The 22,087-nt window shown below is 35.6% G+C and carries 21 protein-coding genes and 1 pseudogene; all 22 read left to right on the top strand.

From position 1 onward, the window contains the following. Positions 1-68 precede the first annotated feature (68 nt). The 22 genes and pseudogenes from PHE88_03105 (at position 69) to PHE88_03000 (ending at position 22,059) form a co-directional block, all read left to right on the top strand. Positions 69-572 (top strand): annotated as a pseudogene (locus tag PHE88_03105) (polyphenol oxidase family protein). 69 nt (positions 573-641) lie between these two features. Next, complete coding sequence (pheA, locus tag PHE88_03100) at positions 642-1,703, top strand: prephenate dehydratase (protein MDD5686806.1); 1,062 nt, start codon at positions 642-644, stop codon at positions 1,701-1,703. 221 nt (positions 1,704-1,924) lie between these two features. Next, complete coding sequence (gene hisC / locus PHE88_03095) at positions 1,925-3,019, top strand: histidinol-phosphate transaminase (protein MDD5686805.1); 1,095 nt, start codon at positions 1,925-1,927, stop codon at positions 3,017-3,019. Continuing rightward, positions 3,016-4,029, top strand: a complete 1,014-nt coding sequence (gene aroF, locus PHE88_03090; protein ID MDD5686804.1) for a 3-deoxy-7-phosphoheptulonate synthase — start codon at positions 3,016-3,018, stop codon at positions 4,027-4,029. Before hisC ends, aroF begins: the two co-directional genes overlap by 4 nt. Before the next feature lie 114 nt (positions 4,030-4,143). Then, positions 4,144-4,998, top strand: a complete 855-nt coding sequence (locus PHE88_03085; GenBank protein ID MDD5686803.1) for a prephenate dehydrogenase — start codon at positions 4,144-4,146, stop codon at positions 4,996-4,998. Continuing rightward, entirely contained in the window at positions 4,992-6,245 is a 1,254-nt protein-coding gene (gene aroA / locus PHE88_03080; GenBank protein ID MDD5686802.1) for a 3-phosphoshikimate 1-carboxyvinyltransferase, read from the top strand. The genes PHE88_03085 and aroA overlap by 7 nt, the downstream gene beginning before the upstream one ends. Beyond that, positions 6,242-6,922 carry a (d)CMP kinase gene (gene cmk, locus PHE88_03075; GenBank protein MDD5686801.1) on the top strand — a complete coding sequence of 227 codons (681 nt, stop codon included), beginning with the start codon at positions 6,242-6,244 and terminating at the stop codon, positions 6,920-6,922. The genes aroA and cmk overlap by 4 nt, the downstream gene beginning before the upstream one ends. A gap of 343 nt (positions 6,923-7,265) precedes the next feature. Continuing rightward, a complete protein-coding gene (locus PHE88_03070) occupies positions 7,266-7,841 on the top strand; it encodes a lysophospholipid acyltransferase family protein (protein MDD5686800.1) in 576 nt (191 codons plus the stop codon). A gap of 66 nt (positions 7,842-7,907) precedes the next feature. Then, entirely contained in the window at positions 7,908-8,762 is an 855-nt protein-coding gene (locus PHE88_03065; GenBank protein MDD5686799.1) for a 4-hydroxy-3-methylbut-2-enyl diphosphate reductase, read from the top strand. A gap of 20 nt (positions 8,763-8,782) precedes the next feature. Beyond that, positions 8,783-10,165, top strand: a complete 1,383-nt coding sequence (locus PHE88_03060) for a S1 RNA-binding domain-containing protein (protein MDD5686798.1) — start codon at positions 8,783-8,785, stop codon at positions 10,163-10,165. Then, entirely contained in the window at positions 10,162-11,004 is an 843-nt protein-coding gene (locus PHE88_03055) for a tetratricopeptide repeat protein (GenBank protein ID MDD5686797.1), read from the top strand. The genes PHE88_03060 and PHE88_03055 overlap by 4 nt, the downstream gene beginning before the upstream one ends. Then, the gene (locus PHE88_03050) at positions 11,005-13,773 is read left to right on the top strand and encodes a hypothetical protein (GenBank protein MDD5686796.1); all 2,769 of its coding nucleotides are present in this window, start codon (positions 11,005-11,007) and stop codon (positions 13,771-13,773) included. A 57-nt stretch (positions 13,774-13,830) separates the two neighbouring features. Then, positions 13,831-14,631: a hypothetical protein gene (locus PHE88_03045; GenBank protein ID MDD5686795.1), complete on the top strand. Its 801-nt coding sequence runs from the start codon at positions 13,831-13,833 to the stop codon at positions 14,629-14,631. 190 nt (positions 14,632-14,821) lie between these two features. Beyond that, complete coding sequence (locus PHE88_03040) at positions 14,822-15,448, top strand: DUF47 family protein (protein ID MDD5686794.1); 627 nt, start codon at positions 14,822-14,824, stop codon at positions 15,446-15,448. Between the two features lie 4 nt (positions 15,449-15,452). Then, entirely contained in the window at positions 15,453-16,433 is a 981-nt protein-coding gene (locus PHE88_03035) for an inorganic phosphate transporter (GenBank protein MDD5686793.1), read from the top strand. Between the two features lie 67 nt (positions 16,434-16,500). Beyond that, positions 16,501-17,622: a hypothetical protein gene (locus tag PHE88_03030; protein MDD5686792.1), complete on the top strand. Its 1,122-nt coding sequence runs from the start codon at positions 16,501-16,503 to the stop codon at positions 17,620-17,622. Between the two features lie 2 nt (positions 17,623-17,624). Next, entirely contained in the window at positions 17,625-18,131 is a 507-nt protein-coding gene (locus tag PHE88_03025) for a flavin reductase (protein MDD5686791.1), read from the top strand. An 83-nt stretch (positions 18,132-18,214) separates the two neighbouring features. Beyond that, complete coding sequence (locus PHE88_03020) at positions 18,215-18,673, top strand: DUF2914 domain-containing protein (GenBank protein MDD5686790.1); 459 nt, start codon at positions 18,215-18,217, stop codon at positions 18,671-18,673. A 76-nt stretch (positions 18,674-18,749) separates the two neighbouring features. Next, the gene (locus PHE88_03015; GenBank protein ID MDD5686789.1) at positions 18,750-19,301 is read left to right on the top strand and encodes a hypothetical protein; all 552 of its coding nucleotides are present in this window, start codon (positions 18,750-18,752) and stop codon (positions 19,299-19,301) included. A gap of 117 nt (positions 19,302-19,418) precedes the next feature. Then, complete coding sequence (locus PHE88_03010) at positions 19,419-20,102, top strand: carbohydrate-binding family 9-like protein (protein MDD5686788.1); 684 nt, start codon at positions 19,419-19,421, stop codon at positions 20,100-20,102. Between the two features lie 95 nt (positions 20,103-20,197). Further along, positions 20,198-21,484: a FlgO family outer membrane protein gene (locus PHE88_03005; protein MDD5686787.1), complete on the top strand. Its 1,287-nt coding sequence runs from the start codon at positions 20,198-20,200 to the stop codon at positions 21,482-21,484. Positions 21,485-21,561: 77 nt separating this feature from the next. After that, positions 21,562-22,059, top strand: a complete 498-nt coding sequence (locus PHE88_03000) for a YajQ family cyclic di-GMP-binding protein (protein MDD5686786.1) — start codon at positions 21,562-21,564, stop codon at positions 22,057-22,059. The last annotated feature ends 28 nt before the right edge of the window (positions 22,060-22,087 follow it).

The following is a 22,087-nucleotide window of genomic DNA, read 5'->3' as shown; positions in this document are numbered from 1 at the left end:
TATATTTTGAAAATCAACTTAAAAAATACGGTGTAATTGGTTTTACTACTACTGTTTTATACGGCGATATGAAGAACGAAAAAAATCGCCGGTATTACCTGAAAAAATATTTTGGAATAAAAAAAGTTGTTTTCGGCAAACAGACACACAGCGATAATATAAAGATTGTTACTAAAAAAGATATTAATAAAATATTTTATTCAACAGACGGGTTTATAACTAATAAAAATAATGTTCCGCTAGCCGTTTTTACTGCTGATTGCCTGCCGGTATTTATTTACGATAAAGTGAAAAAAATAATCGGATTGGTTCATGCGGGTCGTGTCGGTCTTGAAAAAAAGATTATTAGTAGGGCAATCGGCACAATGGAAAAGGTGTTTCATTCGGACCCCGGAAATGTTTTTGTTGCGGTCGGACCGCATATAAAAAAATGTTGTTACGATACTGATTTAGATAAAGTTGCTAAGAAACAAATAAATACGGCAGGCGTTAGCAAAATCAGCTTTTCAGATGTTTGTACTCACAATAAAGATTTTTTTTCATATAGAAAAAACAAAACAGAAGAAAGAATGATATCTGTTATGATGCTTGAGGGAAACGCTGATGTCCGCAGATTAAAAAATCAGCGTTCAGGGGGGAAGATGATTGGGGAAATAAGGAAAAAAATTGATGTTATAGATAAAAATATTTTAAAACTTTTAAACGATAGAATAGAACTGGCTATTAAAATAGGTAAGATTAAATCGAGTAAGAAAGAAGAGGTTTTCGTCCCGGTAAGAGAAAAAGAGATTATTTCAAATATAATTAAATTAAATAAAGGTCCTATTCCTAACGAATGTTTATCGGATATTTTTAAAGAGATATTAAATGTTTCCCGTTCAATACAGAAAAAAATAAAAGTTTCATATTTTGGACCTGAAGCGACATTCACTCATCTTGCCGCTATAAGAATATTCGGTAAATATGTTGATTATATCCCTGTCGGTTCGATAAAAGATGTTTTTACGGAAATAGAAAAAAACCGTGCTGATTATGGGGTCGTTCCCATTGAGAATTCTACGGAAGGCATTGTCAATCATACGCTTGATATGTTCATTGAATCAGATTTACAGATTACTTCGGAAATATTTCTTGAGATTTCCCATTGTTTATTGTCTACTGAGACGTCTCTTGGGAAAATAAAAAAAGTCTATTCTCATCCGCAACCGATAGCACAGACAAGAAATTGGATAGAAAAAAATCTAAGAGGCGTCAGCGTTGTGGAAGTAGCGTCTACTTCTGAAGCTGCTAAGCTCGCTAAAAAAGAAAAAAACACTGCTGCTATATCCTCAATTGTTGCCAGTGAAGTATATGGACTCAACGTTATAGCCAGGAACATAGAGGATTTTAAAAATAATTTCACAAGATTTCTTGTAATAGGTAAGAAGAGTCCGTCTATTTCCGGAAGCGATAAGACATCAATTATGTTTTCTGCAAAAGACCGGATTGGCGTACTTCATGATATGCTGATTCCTTTTAAAAAGCACAAACTTAATCTTACTAAAATAGAATCACGACCGACTAAGAAAAAAGCGTGGGAATACATTTTTTTTATTGATTTCATGGGTCATATTGAAGATAAAAATGTTAAAAAAGCTTTATCGGAACTTGAAAGTAACTGTACTATGCTGAAGGTGCTGGGGTCGTATCCTACTGGCGAATAGCGCTCGGGAGCAAATTTCTTCGAGACGCTCGTTGGAACTCGCTCTAACATTTGCTCCTGGAAAGAATAAGTCGCAAATTCAGGCTCTTCAGAAATTTCTCCCTCGCTTACGATTAGGATAGGGTAAATTTTTCTCTCGTTTGCGATTAAGGTAGGATGAAATTTCTAGCTTTGCTCGAAATTAAATTAGTATAAAACTTATAGGATATTAGTAAGGAAAAAATGGATAAAAATTTTGTTAGGAAAAATGTGATGAATTTCCAGGCTTATATACCGGGGAAACCTATTGAGGATGTTAAGCGGGAATTTAATCTTAAGGAAGTTATTAAAATAGCGTCTAATGAAAACCCGCTGGGTCCTTCACGGAAGGCAGTTTCTGCTATAAAAAAAATGTTAAACGGAATTAATATTTACCCGGACGGGAATTGTTTTAGTTTAAGAAAAAAAATAGCAGGGATTTATAACGTCGGTGAAAATCAGGTTATTTTCGGGAATGGCACTGACGAAATAATTGAGCTCGTAGGCAAAACGTTCTTAAATCCCGGTGATGAAATAGTGGCTTCCGAACACGCTTTTATAAGGTATAAAATGGCCGGAGATTTAATGGAATGTAGAGTTATTGAAGTCCCGATGAAGAATTACAAGCATGATTTGGAAGCAATGGCCGGTGCGGTTACAGAAAAGACAAAAATTGTATTTATTGCAAACCCGAACAATCCGACCGGAACATACAATACAAAAAATGAATTTGATAATTATTTTAAACTACTTCCTACTCCCTGCTCCCCGCTTACTTTTATAGACGAGGCTTATGCGGAATATGTTGGTGAGACTGATTACCCGCTGGGGATTGAATATTTGAAAAAAGGATTGAATGTTATTTTTTCAAGGACATTTTCAAAAATATACGGGCTTGCGGGCTTAAGAGTCGGTTACGGGATTTCATCTCCTGAAATAATATCATATATGGAAAGAATAAGGCCGCCGTTTAACGTTTCATCAGTCGCTCAAGCCGGTGCTGTTGCGGCATTGGAAGATAAACAACACCTGAAGAAATCGAAAAAAATGGTTCTTGAACAAAAGAAATATTTGTATAAAGAATTAGATGAAATAGGACTGGAATATATCCCTTCAGCGGGTAATTTTATTCTTATAAACATGGAAAACGACGGGCAATCTGTTTTTAATAAACTTTTAAGCAAGGGAATTATTGTAAGGGCTATGGGGGAATATGGCTTTAAAAATTTCATAAGAGTTACAATTGGCACTCCGTATGAAAATAAAAAATTTATTAAGGAGATTATAAAAATAAAATGATTTTAACGCTAAAACCTAAAGCAGCAAAAAAAGATGTTGATTTAATTTGCAAAAAGATTAAAGAATTAGGATTTGCGCCTCACCTTTCTCAGGGCAAAGAATTGACAGTTATAGGCGTTATAGGTCAGAATGCTATCCTGAAAAGAGATATTTTTGAGGCAATGGACGTGGTTGCTTTTATTACCCCGATTTCAAAACCGTATAAATTGGTTAGTCGCGAGTTCAAAAAAGATAACACGGTTATTGAAATATGCGGGTTAAAAATCGGGGGACAGAAGATATTTGTCGCTGCCGGTCCCTGTTCTGTGGAATCAAAAGCATCACTTGACGAAATTGCGGAAGCGGTTAAAAATTCCGGGGCAAAAATGGTAAGGGGCGGTGCTTTTAAGCCGAGAACATCTCCATATGCATTCCAGGGACTTGGAGAAAAAGGCTTGAAGTATCTTGCAGAAGTTAAAAAAGCAACAGGACTTCCCGCGATTACCGAAGTAATGAATATAAATCAGGTTGCTCTTGTTGCCAAGTATGTAGATATTATGCAGATTGGTGCAAGAAACATGCAAAATTATGATTTGTTAAAAGAAGTGGGTAAAAGTAAAAGACCGGTTTTACTCAAACGAGGATTTTCTGCAACCATAGAAGAGTTTTTAATGTCGGCAGAATATATTTTAGCACAGGGCAATTATAATGTTATTTTATGTGAGAGAGGAATAAGAACTTTCGAAACAGCAACAAGATTTACGCTCGATTTGAATGCTGTTCCGGTAATAAAGAAACTTTCACATTTGCCTGTTTTTGTTGACCCGTCGCACGGTGTAGGAGTACGCGAGTATGTTCCTGCTATGTGTAAAGCAGCAGTTGCCTGTGGTGCAGATGGTCTGTTGTTAGAAGTTCATAATCATCCAGAAAACGCATTTTCAGACGGTCCACAATCCCTGTTGCCCCATCAGTTTGATAAAATGATGGATGAATTAAAATTAGTTGCCGAAGCAGTAGGAAGAAGTTTATAGAGTTATAGAGTTATAGAGTTCATAGAGTTCATAGAGTTATAGAGTTAAAAACCCTAAAACCCTAAAACGCTATAACCCTATAACCCAATAACTCAATGAAAGTTTAATGGTGATATGACAATAGCGATAATCGGTGTCGGGCTTATAGGCGGTTCCATAGGGTTGGCGGTTAAAAATTCAAAATTAAAGATTGAAAATATTATTGGTATTGGCAGGAATATTGACAGGTTAAAACTTGCTAAAAAACTCGGAGCAGTTGACGAAGTTACAACCGATATAAAGAACGGTGTTAAAAATGCCGATATAATATTTATTTGTCTTCCAGTCAGACTTATTGCAGATACAGTCATAAAAATTATACCTTTCTGCAAAAAAGGCGCAATAATCACAGACGTAGGCAGTGTAAAAGCCCCGATAGTAGAAGAAGTTGAGAAATTTTTATCTCAATCCCGCTATCCCGCTATCCCGCTATCCCACAATTCCGCTCCCGTCTTTATCGGCGGTCATCCAATAGCAGGTTCTGAAAAAACATCCGTCAAATATGCTTCTAATAAACTTTTTAAAAATGCTGTTGTTGTTCTGACTTCTACTAAAAAGTCTAATAAGAAGGCATTAAATATTATAAAAGGAATATGGAAAGCGATGAAAGCAAAAGTAGAGATTATATCAGCTGAGCGACATGACGAAATAAGCTCTTTGACAAGTCACCTGCCGCACGTTTTGGCGTTTTCATTAATAAATATAATTGATGATTTTAGATTTACGGGCGGTGGTTTGAAGGATACTACAAGAATTGCATCTTCTGATCCCGGAATCTGGGCTGATATAATTTTCAATAACCGGTCAAATGTTATAAAAGCGGTAAAAAAATATGTAAATGAATTATCAAAAATTGAAAATGCAAAGTCAAAAAAGGAGCTTTACGATATTTTCAAAAAGGCAAAAGTTAAAAGAGATAAAGTATGGTAAAAATAGCCGGAGAAATAGAAGTTGCTTCCGATAAATCTATATCCCACAGAGCGTTAATGATTTCTGCTGTTTCAAAAGGGGAAACCCGTATAAAGAACTTTCTCAAAGCAGAAGACTGTATTTCGACAATGAACTGCTTGAAAAAACTTGGGGTATCTATTTCGGAAGAGAACGACGAAATTATTGTAAAAGGAAGCGGTTTGAAGCTGGATAAACCGTTGAAGATTTTAGATGCAGGTAATTCAGGAACGACAGTACGGCTCCTTTCGGGAATACTTGCAGGTCAAAGTTTTACAACTAAAATTACCGGGGATGAGTCGCTTTCTAAAAGACCTATGAGAAGAATCATTGAGCCGCTTGAAAAAATGGGTGCAAAAATAAAATCAAGCGACGGCTGCTTACCGATAGAGATTGAAGGTACGAGCCTGAACCCGGTAGAATATGAATCAAGACTTTCATCGGCGCAAGTGAAATCTTGTGTTTTACTGGCTGGACTTTATGCTGATGGAATTACAAGTTTTACCGAACCGGAGAAATCCCGTGACCATACTGAAAGAATGCTGAAAAATTTCGGAGCAAAAGTTATTGTAAAAAATAATACCGTTTCAGTAAAGGGTCCCGCAAAACTTTGTTCATCCGATATTTATGTTCCCGGTGATATTTCTTCAGCGGCATTTTTTATAGCGGCAGCGGCAATAATTAAGAATTCGAAATTAAGAATAAAAAATGTAGGAGTGAACCCGACCAGGACAGGCGTTATCGATGTTCTAAAGAGGATGGGTGCAAAGATTTCAATTGAAAATAAAAGAAAAATTGCCGGTGAACCGGTTGCTGATATAGTTATAAAATCGACAGATCTGAAATCGACGGAAATAGGAAGAGAAGAGATACCCTTATTAATTGACGAGATACCGATTATTGCAGTTGCCGCAACACAGTCGGAAGGGACCACAAGAATTACGGATGCAAGGGAATTGCGGGTAAAAGAAACTGATCGTTTAAAAGCGATGTCATCAGAACTAAAAAAAATGGGTGCGGATATAGAGGAATACGAAGACGGTTTGGTAATAAAAGGTCCTACAAAATTGAAAGGTGCAAAAGTTGATTCATACAAAGACCACAGGATTGCTATGTCACTGGCAATTGCTTCGCTTGTTGCCGATGGTGACACGGAAATAAAAGATAAAGAGTGTGTGAATATTTCATTCCCGGAGTTTTGGAACATTTTAAAAAATATTACAAAGTGAAAAAAAAACCAATTGTAACAATAGATGGTCCTGCAGGGGCCGGGAAATCGACAATAGCAAGGATTATTGCCGGGGAATTAAATTTTCTTTATATTGACAGTGGCGCTATGTATCGTGCTGTTACGTGGAAAGTACTTAATTGTAAAATTAATTTAAATGATAACGAAAAAATAGTTCAACTTGCTAAAAAAATGAATATTAAGCTTATTCAATCGGGTGAAAAGTTGAGAGTAACGGTTGATGATAAAGATGTAACTGGAAAAATTAGAACGACAAATGTTACAAAAAATGTAAATACTATAGCGGCAATCCAGGGCGTAAGAGAGGTTTTAAGAAGAAAACAAAGAGAATTAGGTAAAAAAGGCGGAGTTGTTATGGAAGGCAGGGATATAGGAACGGATGTTTTTCCCGAGGCAGAGAAAAAGTTTTATCTTGATGCAAAACCCGGCGAACGCGCGTTAAGAAGATGGAGAGAACTAAGGACAAGCGGTAAAAAGGTTTCTTTGAAAAGCATATATGAAGCGATTAAAAAAAGAGATTATAATGATGAACACAGGGAAATAAACCCTTTAAGAAAAGCAAAAGACGCAATAGTAATTGATTCGTCAAATATGATGGCTCAGCAAGTTGCTGAAAAAATACTAAATGAAATAAAACTCGCAAGTAAATTTTCTTGAGTCGCTCGGCACCAACTCGCTCTGAGATTTGCTCCTGAGAGCGTAGTCGCAAATCTAGGCTCTGCGAAAATTTCTTGCTTCGCTCTGGATTAAAAAGAATAATAAAAGTCGCAAATTCAGGCTCTTCAAAAATTTCTCCCTCGTTTGCGATTAAAATTGATGAAGAGCGTTCACGGGAGATGAACGGCGTTCACATGTTCACGTGTTCATTTGTTCGCGGTGGTGTGATTTTGATAAACATTTCAACACATCAACACATGAACACATGAACGTTTTTCTGGGTTTTCAATGAACACATCAACACGTGAACACATGGACGATTTTCTGCGATGCAAAGACGCTAATGATATATTGGTTGGGTTGGTTTATTTCAAAGGTAATTTTTGAAATAATTTATCTAAGGGAAGTAACCGGGTTGGAAAATTTGCCTGGGTCGGGTTCGTATATTTTGGCTGCAAACCACCAGAGTTACGCTGATCCCCCGCTTGTCGGTAGTTGTATCAGGAAACCTATACACTACATTGCAAAAAAAGAACTTTTTAATATTCCAGTTTTTGGCTGGTGTATCAAAAAAATGAATGCCTTTCCGGTTGACAGGGGTAATACTGATATAGGGGCGTTAAAGAATGCGCTTAAAATATTGGGCAACGGGGATTCGCTCCTGGTTTTCCCGGAAGGGACGAGATATAAGCCTGGGAAAATAAGAAAATTAAAAAATGGCGCAGCCATGTTAGCTGTTGCTTCAAATTCACCGGTTATTCCGGTTGCTGTAATGAATTCCGACAAGCTTCCAAGTTTCAGTAAATTAAAAGTAAAATTTGGAATTCCAATGAGATTTGATTCATCCGAAGCTTATAGTTCAATTACAGAAAGAATTATGTCAGAAATAGAGAAATTAAAAGAAATAGAAGCAGAATAACGCAGATAGACGCTGAAGTATCTGTCCCGATATTCATCGGGATAAACTCCAATCAGCGTGGTGTTTATGAAGATAATAGTTGCTAAAAATTCAGGGTTTTGTTTTGGTGTTCGGCGTGCGATAGAGCTTGCTTCTAATTTTTCAAAAAAAACCGGCGATGTATATACATTAGGTCCTATAATTCATAATTCTCAGGTTGTAAAAAAACTTGAGGAAAGCGGGATAGGGGTAATTAGAAATTTAAAAGAAATTAAAAAAGGAAGCAATATTATTATTCGTGCCCATGGAATTCCAAGAAAAACACTGGAAGAGCTAAAAAGAAAAAAAGTAGGAATTCTGGATGCGACGTGTCCGTATGTTAAGAGGTCAAAAAAACATATTGAAGAACTTGCAAAAGAAGGATATCGCATCGTTATTATAGGGAATCCGTATCATCCGGAAATAAAATACATTGTTTCGTATGCTCCAAAAGACAGTGTTATCTTGAAAACAATAAGTGATGTCAGGAAAATGAAATATTTCAAAAAACTTGGTATCATAACTCAAACAACGCAATCATTAGAAAATTTTGTTGAAATTACATCAGGACTTTTGAAATATTCGGATGAGTTCAAAATATTTAACACGATATGTCCTGATGCGATTAACAGGCAGAATGAGACGGTAAAACTTGCCGGAAAATCAGACGTAATGATAGTTATCGGCGGTAAAAATTCTGCAAATACAAAACGCTTATTTGCAATTTCAAAAAAGATTCAACCGGATACGTATCATATAGAAACAACGGGCGAGCTAAGAGACAGCTGGTTGAGAAAAGCAAATATTGTTGGTGTCGTTGCGGGTGCGTCGACTCCGGACTGGATAATTAAAGAATTTATTGACGCAGTTAAAAATAAAAGAAAAAAATATTCTATTTATTGATATTTTTTTAGGGGGATTGTATGGAAGAATTAGCGATGGACAAAATGCCTGAATTTCAGGAATTGAAACCGGGCCAGATTATTAAATCAAAGGTAATTGCCGTTTATGACGGTAAAGTAGTTGTCAATTTGGGGTTAAAAAACGACGGTTTTATAGAAGCAAGTGATTTTCAGACAATACCTTCTGTCGGTTCTGATATCGATGTTTATATAAGCAGGTTAGATGCACGCGACGGGTCCCCGGTCATCTCGTATACTAAAGCAAAAGAAATCTTGGTGTGGAAAGAACTTGAGGAAAATTTTAAATCCGGCAAAGTGATGGAAGGCAAAATAACTAAAAAAATTAAAGGCGGTTTCGAAATTAATATAGGTGTACCTGTTTTTATGCCGAGTTCGCAGATAGCTAAGAAATATTCTAAAAAAACCGATGGTGATGTTATAGAAGTAAAAATAGTTGAATTCGACAAAAAACAGAGAAATGTTGTTGTATCAAACAGGATAGTTGAAAAAGAAAAAAATGAAATTAAGAAGCAGGAAATATTTTCTACTTTAAAAGAAGGGGATATTATAAAGGGTAAAATTACAACTATTGCTGATTTTGGTATTTTTGTGGATATAGGCGGCATTGACGGGCTGGTTCATATAAATGATGTTTCTTATAAACGGGTGGAAAATCTCGCAAATATTTATAAGGTTGGAGATATGCTGGAAGTAAAAGTTTTAAAATTTGAGCCGAAAGAAAATAAAATTGCACTTGGATTGAAACAACTTCAAAAAAATCCGTGGGACGATGTGGAAAAGAAATATAAGCCGGGATTGAAAGTTAAAGGAAAAATAATGACTCTTACACCTTTCGGCGCTTTTGTAATGTTGGAGGACGGTGTTGACGGTTTAATTCACGTATCTGACATTTCATGGACGGAACGGATAGCTCACCCAAAAGATGTTTTTGAAGAAGGACAGGAAATAGAAGCGATTGTTTTAGATTCTAATGCACAGAAGAAAAAAATATCATTAAGTTATAAATCTGTTTTCGAAAACCCTTATGATAAATTTAAGGTTGGTGATGTGGTTTCCGGGCATGTAATAAAATTAATGGATTTTGGCTGTATTGTTCAGATAGAGCTGGAAGTTCAGGATAATCCTGCATGCGGGAAAACCGGGGTTCATGGTTTTGTCCATGTTTCCGAAATTTCTAAAACAAGAATAGATAAACCGTCAGATGTCCTTGCAGTCGGTGAAGATGTCACCGGCAAAGTAGTAAAAAATGATAAGTTGAAAAAAAGGATTGAAATATCAATTAAGCAATATGACCAGGAACAGGAGGAAGAAGGAATAAAAGGTTTTCTCAATTCACAGGAAACAAAAATAAAATTTGCAGATTTAATAGAAGACAATGAATGAAAATGAAAAAAGTCCTTTCATATTTTTTATATGTTTTAATTATTCTAATTTTGGCTGTTTATCTGTCCCGTGTTTACTCTAATAGAAATGACGAATTTATAAAAAGTACTGCACAATATTTACCTGCTGAAAAACTCAACAAGATAATTTTAACTACCCGCACTAAAATCGAAGAAAATCCCGAAGATATATTTTCTTATATTGAAAATGGAATTGCCAATTACCAGAAGGGAAAGGAGTTCTACTCTGAAGCAATCAATCAACTTCAAAAAGCACAGAAATTAGGTGCGGTAGACATAAGGGTTCCATTTTATTTAGGTATAATGTATGATGAATTAAGCTTAACAGATAAAGCGTTTAGTTGTTATGAAAAATTTTTAAGAAACAGGTCTAAAGATGTTTATATACGCATGCGTTACGGGAATCTTTACTTTCGTTTGAATAGATATGATTCAGCGTCGGAACAATATGAGATTGCAGCCGCCTTGGAACCTAAGAATCAAATAGCAATAATAAATCTCGCTTTGACTTATAAGGCAAGAGACATGTATGACGAATCTATTGAAAAATTCAAATTAGCTTCATCATTAAAGGCACCTTTATCACCTGAAATATTAATGAAAATTGCAGAATTATATTTTGTAAAAAAAGATTTTACTAATGCCGGGATATACTATAAAAAAGTACTTGAAAAAAAACCGGATTCAGCCGCAGCTTTATTGGAATTGGGAGAAACTTACTTGGGATTAAATCAAAAAGAAGAAGCTAAGAAATGTTTTCAAAAAGTTATTTTAGTAGATGCGGGTAATATAAAAGCAAAAAAATACCTTTCTAAATAAATGAAAAAAAATATTTTACCGGTTATTCTCATCATTATTTTTTTTAACCGCCTTTATGCCGATAACAAGGTTATCATTGATGTAAAGAAATGGCAATATATTGAAACGGGACACTTTAAGGTATATCACTATCCGGAAGAGCGGGAAATATTACCGATAGTTTCTGATATTCTGGAAGAGATGTTTAATACAACAACCCGGTTTTATGAATACAGTCCTTCAAAAAGAACACCTTTCTTTATTTATGGAAATCATAATGAATTTGAACAAACAAATATTGTTGATGTCGGTGAAGGGACCGGCGGTGTTACCGAAGCGTTTAAAAATAGATTTCTTGTTTACAACGATGGTTCAGTCAGGTGGCTAAAAAATGTAATTTCACATGAATTCACGCATGTTATAGAATTTACCGTTCTCTACGAAGAATCTGCAATTGTTAAAGCGATGCGTTTAGCCCGCGGTATTTTCATACCCTTGTGGATGATGGAGGGTATGGCTGAATATAATACCGGTGACTTAGATGCAACAACGAGAGAAATGGTTATCAAGGATATGGTTGCGAGTAAGCATGTTCTGTCTTTAGAGAATTTAAGTACTTTTAATCACTTAAAACCGCATCAAATAACACCTGCATACAAACTTGCTGAATCTGCTTATCATTTCTTAGTTGATGAATATGGTCCTGATAAACCGCAGGAAATGCTTAAAGTACTTCGTGACAAGTTAGATACTACTTCCGCATTCATGGATGTTCTTAATGTTTCTCCTGCGTTATTTATGAAAAGATGGGAAGAATGGATTTACGAAGAATATGAAGATAAGATAAATGGTTTTAGGGAAGCATCGGACTATGGTGTAAAATTAACTGCCGATAATGGTGATAATATTCCGGATTTTAATACCAACCCGGCGTTTTATCCGGACGGTAAATCAATCGCTTACATTACTGATGATGACGGCGTAAATAAAATTGTTATTGCAGCTTTAAATAATAAAAAAAGAAAAATTCTCGTCGAAAGCAATTCATCTGAAATCGATGTTATTCATAATGAAAAGATTTCGTTTTCTCCGGATGGTAACTTGTTAGCGTTTTCAGGTGAAAAAACGCAAAAAGATTACATATATATTTACAACTTTAAAACTGAAAAAGTATCAAAACTGCCGCTTGATATATTTTCCGTAAAATCGCCCTCATTTTCTTCTGACGGTAAAAAAATAGTTTTTATCGGTATGCAGACTGTTTTCAATAACATTTATGAATTTAATTTCGGAGATAACTCATTAAAAAAAATAACGGATGATCAGGCAAATAAGGGAAGCCCGTCTTATAGTCCTGACGACAGTTTAATTGCTTTTTCGCAGGAAGATGCGGATACTTTGCAATGTAATATCTTCTTACTCAACCTTAAAACCGGCATAAAAGATAAGCTTACTGATTTCCCGGGTACCGACAGCAGCCCTTCATTTTCGCCCGATGGCAAAGAAATAATATTTACTTCAGATGAAAAAACCGGTTCTCCGATAAACATTTATAGCGTATCCGTTGATGAACATAAAATTAAAAAATATACAAATTTATTGACAGGCGCATATACGCCTGTATTTTCACCGGACGGCAAAGATGTGATGTTTTCATATTACAGAAACTTCAGGAGAGATATTTATTTAACAGATAAATTTTCTTTTGAAGATATTGTTTCTAAAAATAATAACGAAAATTTTTCAGTATCGTCTTCAACAACAGGAATAAACAAACAACTGGTATCGCCTGTCTTTCCATATCATTTCAAACCTTCACTTGATATACTGGTGCCTTTTTTGCTGTATCATTCTGAATACGGGCTTTTTCTGGCAACCTATTGGCAGGCATCCGAACTTTTAGGAAATCACGAGATAAGCAATCAACTTCTTTATGCGTCCGGTACCGGTGAATTACAATATTCATTCGCGTATTCTTATAAAAAATGGAGGCCCCAGTTTGTATTTTCCTTTAACGGCAATAATACGGAATATTTAACTCCCGATGAAGAGATAATAAAAGAAAAAGATCATACTCAGGCGGTTACAATGATTTACCCGCTTGACAGATTTAATAGTATTGAGACGTCGGCAGAAACGGAAAAATATTCCGCAAAAAACAGGACACTTGATGATATTATTATAGATGAGAGGACCAACCTGTATTATGTAGCATATGACAGAAATACAATTGCAGGAAAATATCTTTATGCCAGATTCGGTTCAGATTTCAGATTGCTTTATAGGGAGGCGTTTAAGGAATATGGTGGTGATATAAAATACAAAGAATATGTAGGAAGGTATGAAAAATATTTTCCGGTATTTTCGGAAAGTGCTATTGTATTAGGAACTCTCGCTGTATCAAGTGAAGGTCTAAATAAGAGATATTTTAGACTTCCGTTAAGAGGTTTTTCACGTTCCGATGACAAGTATATTTATAATCGTCTTTTCGCTTCAACAGTTGAATATCGTTTTCCGGTATTAACGCTTGAACAAGTATGGCCTCTGTCGGATTTCATTTTAAAATCGATTAATTGTTTTTGTTATACAGATAACGGGTTCGGGTTTAATTCAGAAGAAGATTTTGAAAATTTGACTACCGGTAAGATCGGGAATAGTGTCGGCGGGGGGGTCCGGTTATATACATTTTTAGCGGGTTATCTTTTACCTATAACTGTTGATTATGCCAAGAGGACAAATGATTCCGGCGACAGGTGGGCTTTTTCGCTGGGTGTTTCGTTAAATTATTGACAATGTGGTCTTATTTTTATAAAATCTAACGGTAACTGTTGGTAAAACAAGGAAAAGATGCTTATTGAATTTTTAGTTAATATTATTGTTCCTATACTTACGGGAATTATTTATTTTGTAATGGCGCTGGAAGTTAAAAAAGTAGGCAAAATAAGGCAGCTTATTTTTGGTGAGATAGGTTACAAAAAGATTTTTAATGCGTTTATTTTATTTGGCATATATTTTATAACCCGTCCATTGCAGAATATAGCAGGTCCGCATCCCTGGCCTATGATACTAAATTGTATAAGACAGTTTTTTTTAATGAGCATTATTTCGCCGGCAATCCTTGTCGGAATATTCTACTGGGATTATGACGGAGGTGATATACCAAGGTCAGCAAGAATTGCATCATATTCAGTCGGATTTCTTATGGCTATAATATTTATTCTTGTAAATAGTGTTGCAATAGACGGTTCAAAAATAATATCGTCGTATGGTGGGTTTAACTTATATGATGCAGTATGGTTTTCATCGGGACCAAAAAAAATTGAACTTATGTTAATTCACCTTTTCGTCCAGTTGATTTCACCGGTAGGTTTCTTTATATTAGCGATTTCCATTGTTCGTAGCCGCAGGCATAACTATTCTAAAGACAGTATTTATAATTTAATGCCTCTTAAATGGAAATATCTTGAAATAGGGCTGGAAATATTTGTTTTATCTATGATAGTTGCAGGTATAGCTGCGCTGGTCGGTAGATATTATACTTATTTGTGGGTGATATATTTTGTAGGTGCATTGATTTCTGGTGCGATAGAATTGAAAAGCGTAAAAATTCCACCTAGTGATTTACCGCGGGATTTAAGGAAAATTTAGACTGTTTTACCCGCCTGCGAAGAATATCTTCGACGAAGTCGGGGGATGAGTGTGTAAAGGGTAATCCGCCAGCGTCTTGTGGCGGATGCTTCGGCGAGGTGTTTGCCTAAGATGCCTGCCCGCCAAAGTATCAGTGGTGGGGAGTAGGTTCCACCGATTTTAATCGTTGGGGCTCAACAGGAGATAATTTATGTTTTTTAAGTTTCTTCCCAAAGAGTTTAACATTTTTGATTTATTTGATAAGCAGGTCGGTTATGCTGTTGATGCTGCAAAATATTTCAAAAAGATAGTGTCAAATGGTACTGTTAATGCAGAAACACGTAAAACGATACATGATATAGAACATCAGGGGGATGAAGCTACACATGCTATTATTGAACAGTTAAACAAAACCTTTATTACACCGTTTGACCGCGAAGATATTCATGCCCTGGCGAAAGAAATAGACGATATTATAGATATGCTTAACACAATTGTGGGCCGGTTAGTAATATATAATCTTACCGGCACAGATAAGAATCTAGTTGAATTTGCTAATGTAATTGAAGAATCTGTTGTTAATGTAGCCGGTGCTGTAAAGGGCTTGCGTAACATGAAAAACTTTAAAGCCGTTAAGGAATATTGTGTGGAAGTTAACCGTCTTGAAAATGTCGGCGATTCAATGAGGGATAAAGTACTTATAGATTTGTTTGAAAATGAAAAAAATCCTATTGTTGTAATTAAGTGGAAAGAAATATACCAGGATGCAGAAACAGTTCTTGATATCTGTGAAGATGTTGTTAATGTAGTGGAATCTATTCTTGTAAAACAGGTTTAATATAATGACATTAAGTATATTTTTTTTAATTTTGCTTGCGCTTACCTTTGATTTTTTAAATGGTTTTCACGATTCTGCTAATTCTATTGCTACAATTGTTTCGACGCGGGTGCTTTCTCCCCGTATCGCTGTAATCTGGGCGGCGTTTTTTAATTTCGTTGCATTTCTTTTTTTTGGACTGCATGTCGCTAATACTATAGGTAAAGGTATTATAGATATAACCATTATAGACAATGGAATTATTTTTGGAACACTAATGGGTGCCTGCGGCTGGAATATTATTACCTGGTATTTTGGATTACCTACCAGTTCTTCTCATGCACTCATCGGCGGCATGATAGGTTCGGCTCTGATTAAAACAGGTACCAGGTCGCTCGTATGGTCCGGTATTCTGAAAACGGTCATATTCCTGTTTGTTTCACCGGTACTGGGTCTTGTATTAGGATTAGGGTTTGGTATTGTTGTTTACTGGATATTTAGAAAAAGTGCTCCTTTAAAGGTTGACCACATTTTCAGGAAAGGACAATTATTATCTGCCGCCTTTTACAGTTTGGGACACGGTGGGAATGACGCTCAGAAAACCATGGGTATCATTGCAAGTCTTCTTTTCAGCGTAGGGTTATTAGGCAGTAAATTTTATATTCCTTTATGGGTAGTGCTTTCATGTCATTCTGCTATCGCACTGGGAACAATGTTCGGTGGGTGGCGTATCGTTAAGACTATGGGGCAAAAAGTTGCCAAGCTGAAGCCGGTAGACGGATTTTGTGCAGAGTCCGGTGCAGCGATAACATTATTTATATCATCAGCATTTGGTATTCCTGTAAGCACCACGCATACGATTACGGGTGCTATTATGGGTATAGGTTCTCTTAAACGGTTAAGTGCAGTCCGCTGGGGAGTTGCAAGGCAGATTGTATGGGCTTGGGTATTGACGATACCATGTTCAGCGGCAATATCCGCTTTAGCTTATATTTTATCCCGCTGATTATAAAGTAATTTTAGCTAAGTATAACATAATAAACGAGAAGTAGTTTAACAAAAGGAGGGTTACTATTACGATTAAAATTGAAGAAGTAAAAACAGTCAAAGATTTAAAAAGATTTATTGATTTTCCATATGAACTTTATAAAAACAATAATTATTTTGTTCCGCCGCTGCGATTTGACGAGATGAATACTTTAAGGTGGGATAAGAATTCCGCTTTTGAACATTGTATAGTTAAGTATTGGATTGCACTTAAAGACGGCAAGGTAGTAGGCAGGATTGCCGGTATCGTTAATAAAAAATATATCGAAATATGGAAAAACAAGTATGTACGGTTTGGCTGGTTTGATTTTATCGATGACGAGGAAGTTTCCCGTGCGCTTCTTGATACAGTAGAAAAATGGGCAAAAGAGCAGAATTTAGTAGCCGTTCATGGTCCGTTAGGTTTTACTGATTTAGACCGTGAAGGTATGCTTATTGAAGGTTTTAATGAGCTTGGAACAATGGCAACTAATTACAATTACCCGTATTATCAGGTTCACATGGAAAAATGCGGATACAAGAAAGATGTTGACTGGGTGGAATATAATGTAAAAGTACCTTCAGAATTACCTGAAAAAGCGGAAAGAATATCACAGATAATGTTGAAAAAATTAAACCTCCGCATAGTTGATATAAAAAAATCCAAAGATGTTCTGAAATATGCAAAAGGTATTTTTGAACTGATAAATTCAGCATATAAAGATCTCTATGGCGTTGTTCACCTTACGGATAAGCAGATTAACTTGTATATAAAACAGTATTTGGGATTTGTTAACCCTAATTTCATTAAGATTGTTGTTGATTCAAAAGACGAAGTAATAGCGTTTGTAATAGCGATGCCTTCATTATCAGTAGCACTTCAAAAAGCCAGGGGTAAACTTTTACCGTTTGGTTTCTTACATCTTTTGTATGCTTTGAAAAAACCCAAGTATATAGATTTATATCTTGTAGCAGTCCATCCTTCTTTGCAGGGTAAAGGCGTAAACGCTTTGGTGATGACAGAGCTTACAAGGTCAGCAATTAAAAAATCCATAATATCCGCAGAAACCAATCCTGAATTAGAAGAAAACACCAAAGTTCAGGCACATTGGAGATATTTTGACGCAAGACAACATAAAAGGAGGAGATGTTTTATAAAACATTTTTAACTATGTTAAACAAATTCAAAAAAATAGAGGTTGAACAAATAGAAGACAATACGTTTAAGCTGATAGGTGCCGATTGGATGTTAATAACGGCAGGTACTATGGAATCTTTTAACACAATGACAGCAAATTGGGGAGGGTTCGGTGTTCTGTGGTTTAAAAAGGTTTGTTTTTGTTTTATCAGGCCTATACGGCATACTTATAGTTTTATTGAAAAATCCGATTCATTCACGCTTTCTTTTTTTGAAGAAAAATATAGAAGTGTTTTAGATTTATGCGGTTCTACGTCGGGTAAAAAAGTAGACAAGATAGCTAAAACGGGTATAACTCCTGTAAAAGGTAAATTGGGTGTATATTTTTCAGAAGCAAGGCTTGTCATAGAATGTAAAAAGATATATTGCCAGGATATTAATCCTAACGGTTTCCTTGACCCGGAAATTTATAAAAATTATCCCAATAAAGATTATCACAGAATGTACATCGGTGAAGTGAAGAATTGTCTAATGAAGTAAACTGAAAGAAGATTAAAAGATTGAATACTTTCTAATTTTTTTAATGTCTTATAATCTTTTAATTGGTTTTAAGGGGGGTTCGTATGAAGAAAGGGTTTGTTGTTGTGTTGTTGTTTGTTGGTTTGGTTGGCGGCAGTTTTGTCAGAGCGGAAGAGGCTGCTGTAAAAACACCTGCTGTTACCGCTGCTCCTGCTGCTGCAACTTTGAGTGTAACGGATTTTGCTTTTTGTAAGAGCGTAGAAACCCGCCAGCCGGTTGATAAAGCAGAGGTTTTTGCACCTGAAGTAGGCAAAGTTTATTTATGGGCGACTATTACCGGAGCAACTGAGCCGACAGAAGTAAAACATGTTTGGTATTTTAACAGCGTAAAAGTTGCAGAAATTTCAATTGCAGTAAAATATCCGCGCTATCGCCTCTGGTCATATAAAACAATTCTTCCGGAACAGATTGGTGACTGGAAAGTTGACATTGTGGACGCAGCCGGAAATGTTATTAAATCAGCAACGTTCAAGATACAAAAAGCAGAAGCTCCAAAACAATAAAGTTTTGTAACGAGCTTTAATTTTTTATGGATGTTTGTGTGGTTGCCAACCTTGGTTGGCGATAGGATAGTTTTTTATGCAAAAAAACATTATTTTGTCATGGATTGTATGCATTTTAACTTGGCAACAATTAGTAATATCAGCAGACAAAATAGTTAAAGAAGTATCGTCAAAAGATAAAACTGCTGGTTGGAAAACTTATCGTAATACAGAGTATAGGATTGAAATAAAATATCCTCCCAATTGGAATTGTGGTGAAAATATTTTACGAGGTGAACCAAATATGGAATTTTGTCCACCAGAACTTGGTGATACGAACGGTGGTTGCAAGTGCCCAGACAACGGTAAACATATGTCCTCTACTCTTGCTCCAATTTTACTATTTGCTTTCAAACCAGAATTTTTTCTAGGTAAAAAATTAGATGAAAAGGGTGTTTGGAAGGACAAGAGAGGAAATGTTATCTATCAGTTAAGGTTATTTAATGATTCACATAATGATTCTTTTCAGAAAATTTACGACCAAATGATACCTACTTTTAAATTCATAGGAGCATATTCTAAACAAAATGACAAAACGATTACCTTTAAAGAAACCAAAAAAATTATAAAAAAGGAGCAAAAGAAGTAATTCTATCCATCGAAAATAAAGATATGTATTAAGGAAGTTTGCGTTTAGTGTTTTGAGGAAAAAGACAAAGTGTGGTATTGCTCATAACGGTTGGATAATTTAAAGGAAGATGTATAAATGAAAAAAATTGTTTACGAGTGTAATTATATTAATACTCCAATAAAGATTGACGGTCTTCTAAACGAACCTGCGTGGAAGAAGGCAAAAGTATTAAATTTTTTTGAAATAAATACCCGCAAGAAACCTATAAGTAAAACTGAAGGCAGGCTACTCTGGGATAAAAAATATCTTTATATAGGTTATAAAGCATACGATAAGGATATTTGGGGTTATTTTAAAAAACGCAATGACCCGACCTGTCAGGAAGACGTTTTAGAACTGTTTATTAAAACAAATCCAAAAAATGAACCTTACTATAATTTTGAAATTAATCCTTTAGGAACAATTTATGACGCTTTTAGTCCAAAAATGTATGCAGGCGGTGAATTTAATCACAGGTGGAACAGGTGGGACTGTCCCGGTATTAAACGTGCCGTATTTATCAAAGGTACGCTTAATAACTGGCATGATGTTGATGAATATTGGCAATTAGAAGTTGCAATACCGTTTAAAAGTCTGGAAACCTTAAATGGTAAAATACCGGATAATGGGGATGAATGGAAATTTCACTTGTCCCGTTATGATTATTCTGTATATCTTCCAAACGGGGTAGAATTGAGTTCCTGTTCACCTTTTATAAAGAATATTGATTTTGGTTTTCATATGTCGGAAGGCTGGATAAATTTAAAATTTAAAAGATAGAAGATGTTTGTGTACTGTCAAAATAATTGAAAATTAAAGAGCATAAGAACACTGGAACATTAGAACATTGTGTTAGAGGAGGAACCATGAACAAAATGAGCAAGAAAATATTTTGCATGCTGGTCTTTGCTGTTTTTGCAAGTTTATCTGCGGTTAATTTATTTGCCAAAGAAGACCCGTATGATACAATAGCCAGAGAACTTTCTGACGCATCAAATCTTTTAACCCAGCATAAAGTTGCTATTATGCCTTTCGCTTATACAGATAAAAGAAAATCAGACGGTGGAATAATTATTGCAGAACGGCTGACAACCCGTATTGTCAAGTTAAAGAAACTACAGGTCATTGAAAGAGAACTGCTCGAAAAAGTTGTACAGGAATTACACTTGGAGTCTTCAGGAATAGCGGATGTTGAAACCACAAAACAGCTTGGGAAAGTATTAGGTGTTGATGCAATAATCACCGGTACTCTTTTAGATGTCGAAGATGGTCAGGTTGAAATTAACGCCAGGATGATAAAAACAGAAACTGCGGAAGTTATTGCTACGGCAGTTGCTGAGATAAAAAAAATATGGTCCGATGTCTCGACAACACAGCCTCAAATTCAACAAGGTCAGCCTGTATACCAGCAGCCGGCATATTCGCAGCCCGCTTATCAGCAGCCTTCAGCTTCTTATAGAAAGCCAGGCGGCGGTTTTGTAGATATGTTTATAGGTTCAAGCGGCGGATTGATGAATTTATCGTTTGAAAACACTGTATATCCTATAGATGAAGTAGACCTGTCATTTGATGTAAACGGTTCAGGGTTTTTAGAGAACACTTACACTTTTAGAAAAATAAGTTTTGAAAAACTTGAAACAAACAGTGCAAGCAGGCCTATCGGAATCCGGTTTGGGGGATTCGGCAAAACCTTCGGGGCTGATTTTGAAATATCATATGTATCGCGACAGTTAAAAAAACAGGACACAATCATGACTCTTAATGACGCAAAAACTTCCAGTTTTCAATTTTATAACGATGGTTATATAAATGTGGGCATACTTACCTTGTTATCAGGCGATCTTTTAATGCGTTTAAGCGACAAGGTCATCCAGCCGTATCTTGGTATGGGCCTGGGGTTGACTCTGAACAAAGTCACGTCACCGTGGATATATCAATATCACGGTTCTGTATATGAAAAACCGCTTAGCCAGGTAACACCAGGATTTTTGTTCAGGATTCCGATAGGTATGCGAATCATGATAGGTGAGAAAACTTCTATATTCGGCGAATATCGTTATGCTTTCAATACGTGTAGTATTGACAGAGGTATAAAAAGTGAAGTTGACACTATATCAATATCAATGAACCAGATTCTTTTCGGTTTAGGCTTTGGTTTTTAGATTTTATAATTGTCTTGATGTAATTTTTCCGTATATTGTAGTGGCTTGCCCTTGGCAAGCCGAAAGGGAGGTAAATTATGCCTAGTGATTTTAGTTTTGATATAGTTTCACAGATTGATTTACAAGCGATAGATGATGCTGTTAACATTGCAATGAAAGAAATAATCAACAGATATGATTTAAAAGGGACAAATTCCAAAATTGAATTTAACCGTACTGAAAAAACAGTTATTTTGTCTGCAGGTTCAGATTTTCATCTTAAACAGATAAAAGCTGTTTTATTGTCAAAAATGGCAAAAAGAGGAGTAAGTAATAAATCGCTAACAGTTAAAAATACTGAAACCAATTTAAGCGGCGCTGTAAGAGAAACAAATAATGTTGTCAGCGGTATAGAAAAAGAACTTGCCAAAAATATTGTAAAGGATATAAAAACACTTAACCTGAAAGTCCAGTCTGCCATACAGGACGAGCAAATAAGGGTTACTAGCAGGGCTAAAGACGACCTCCAGACTGTAATTAGTTTTATTAAATCCAAAGATTACCCGATACCGCTCCAGTTCGTAAATTATAGATAACAGTAGATATTTATTTCCTTTCTTTCTT

The sequence above is a fragment of the Elusimicrobiota bacterium genome, assembly GCA_028718185.1.
Taxonomy (GTDB): Bacteria; Elusimicrobiota; UBA8919; order UBA8919; family UBA8919; genus JAQUMH01.
Note: the sequence above shows the minus strand (reverse complement) of the source record. Positions and strands in the feature narration are given on the sequence as shown.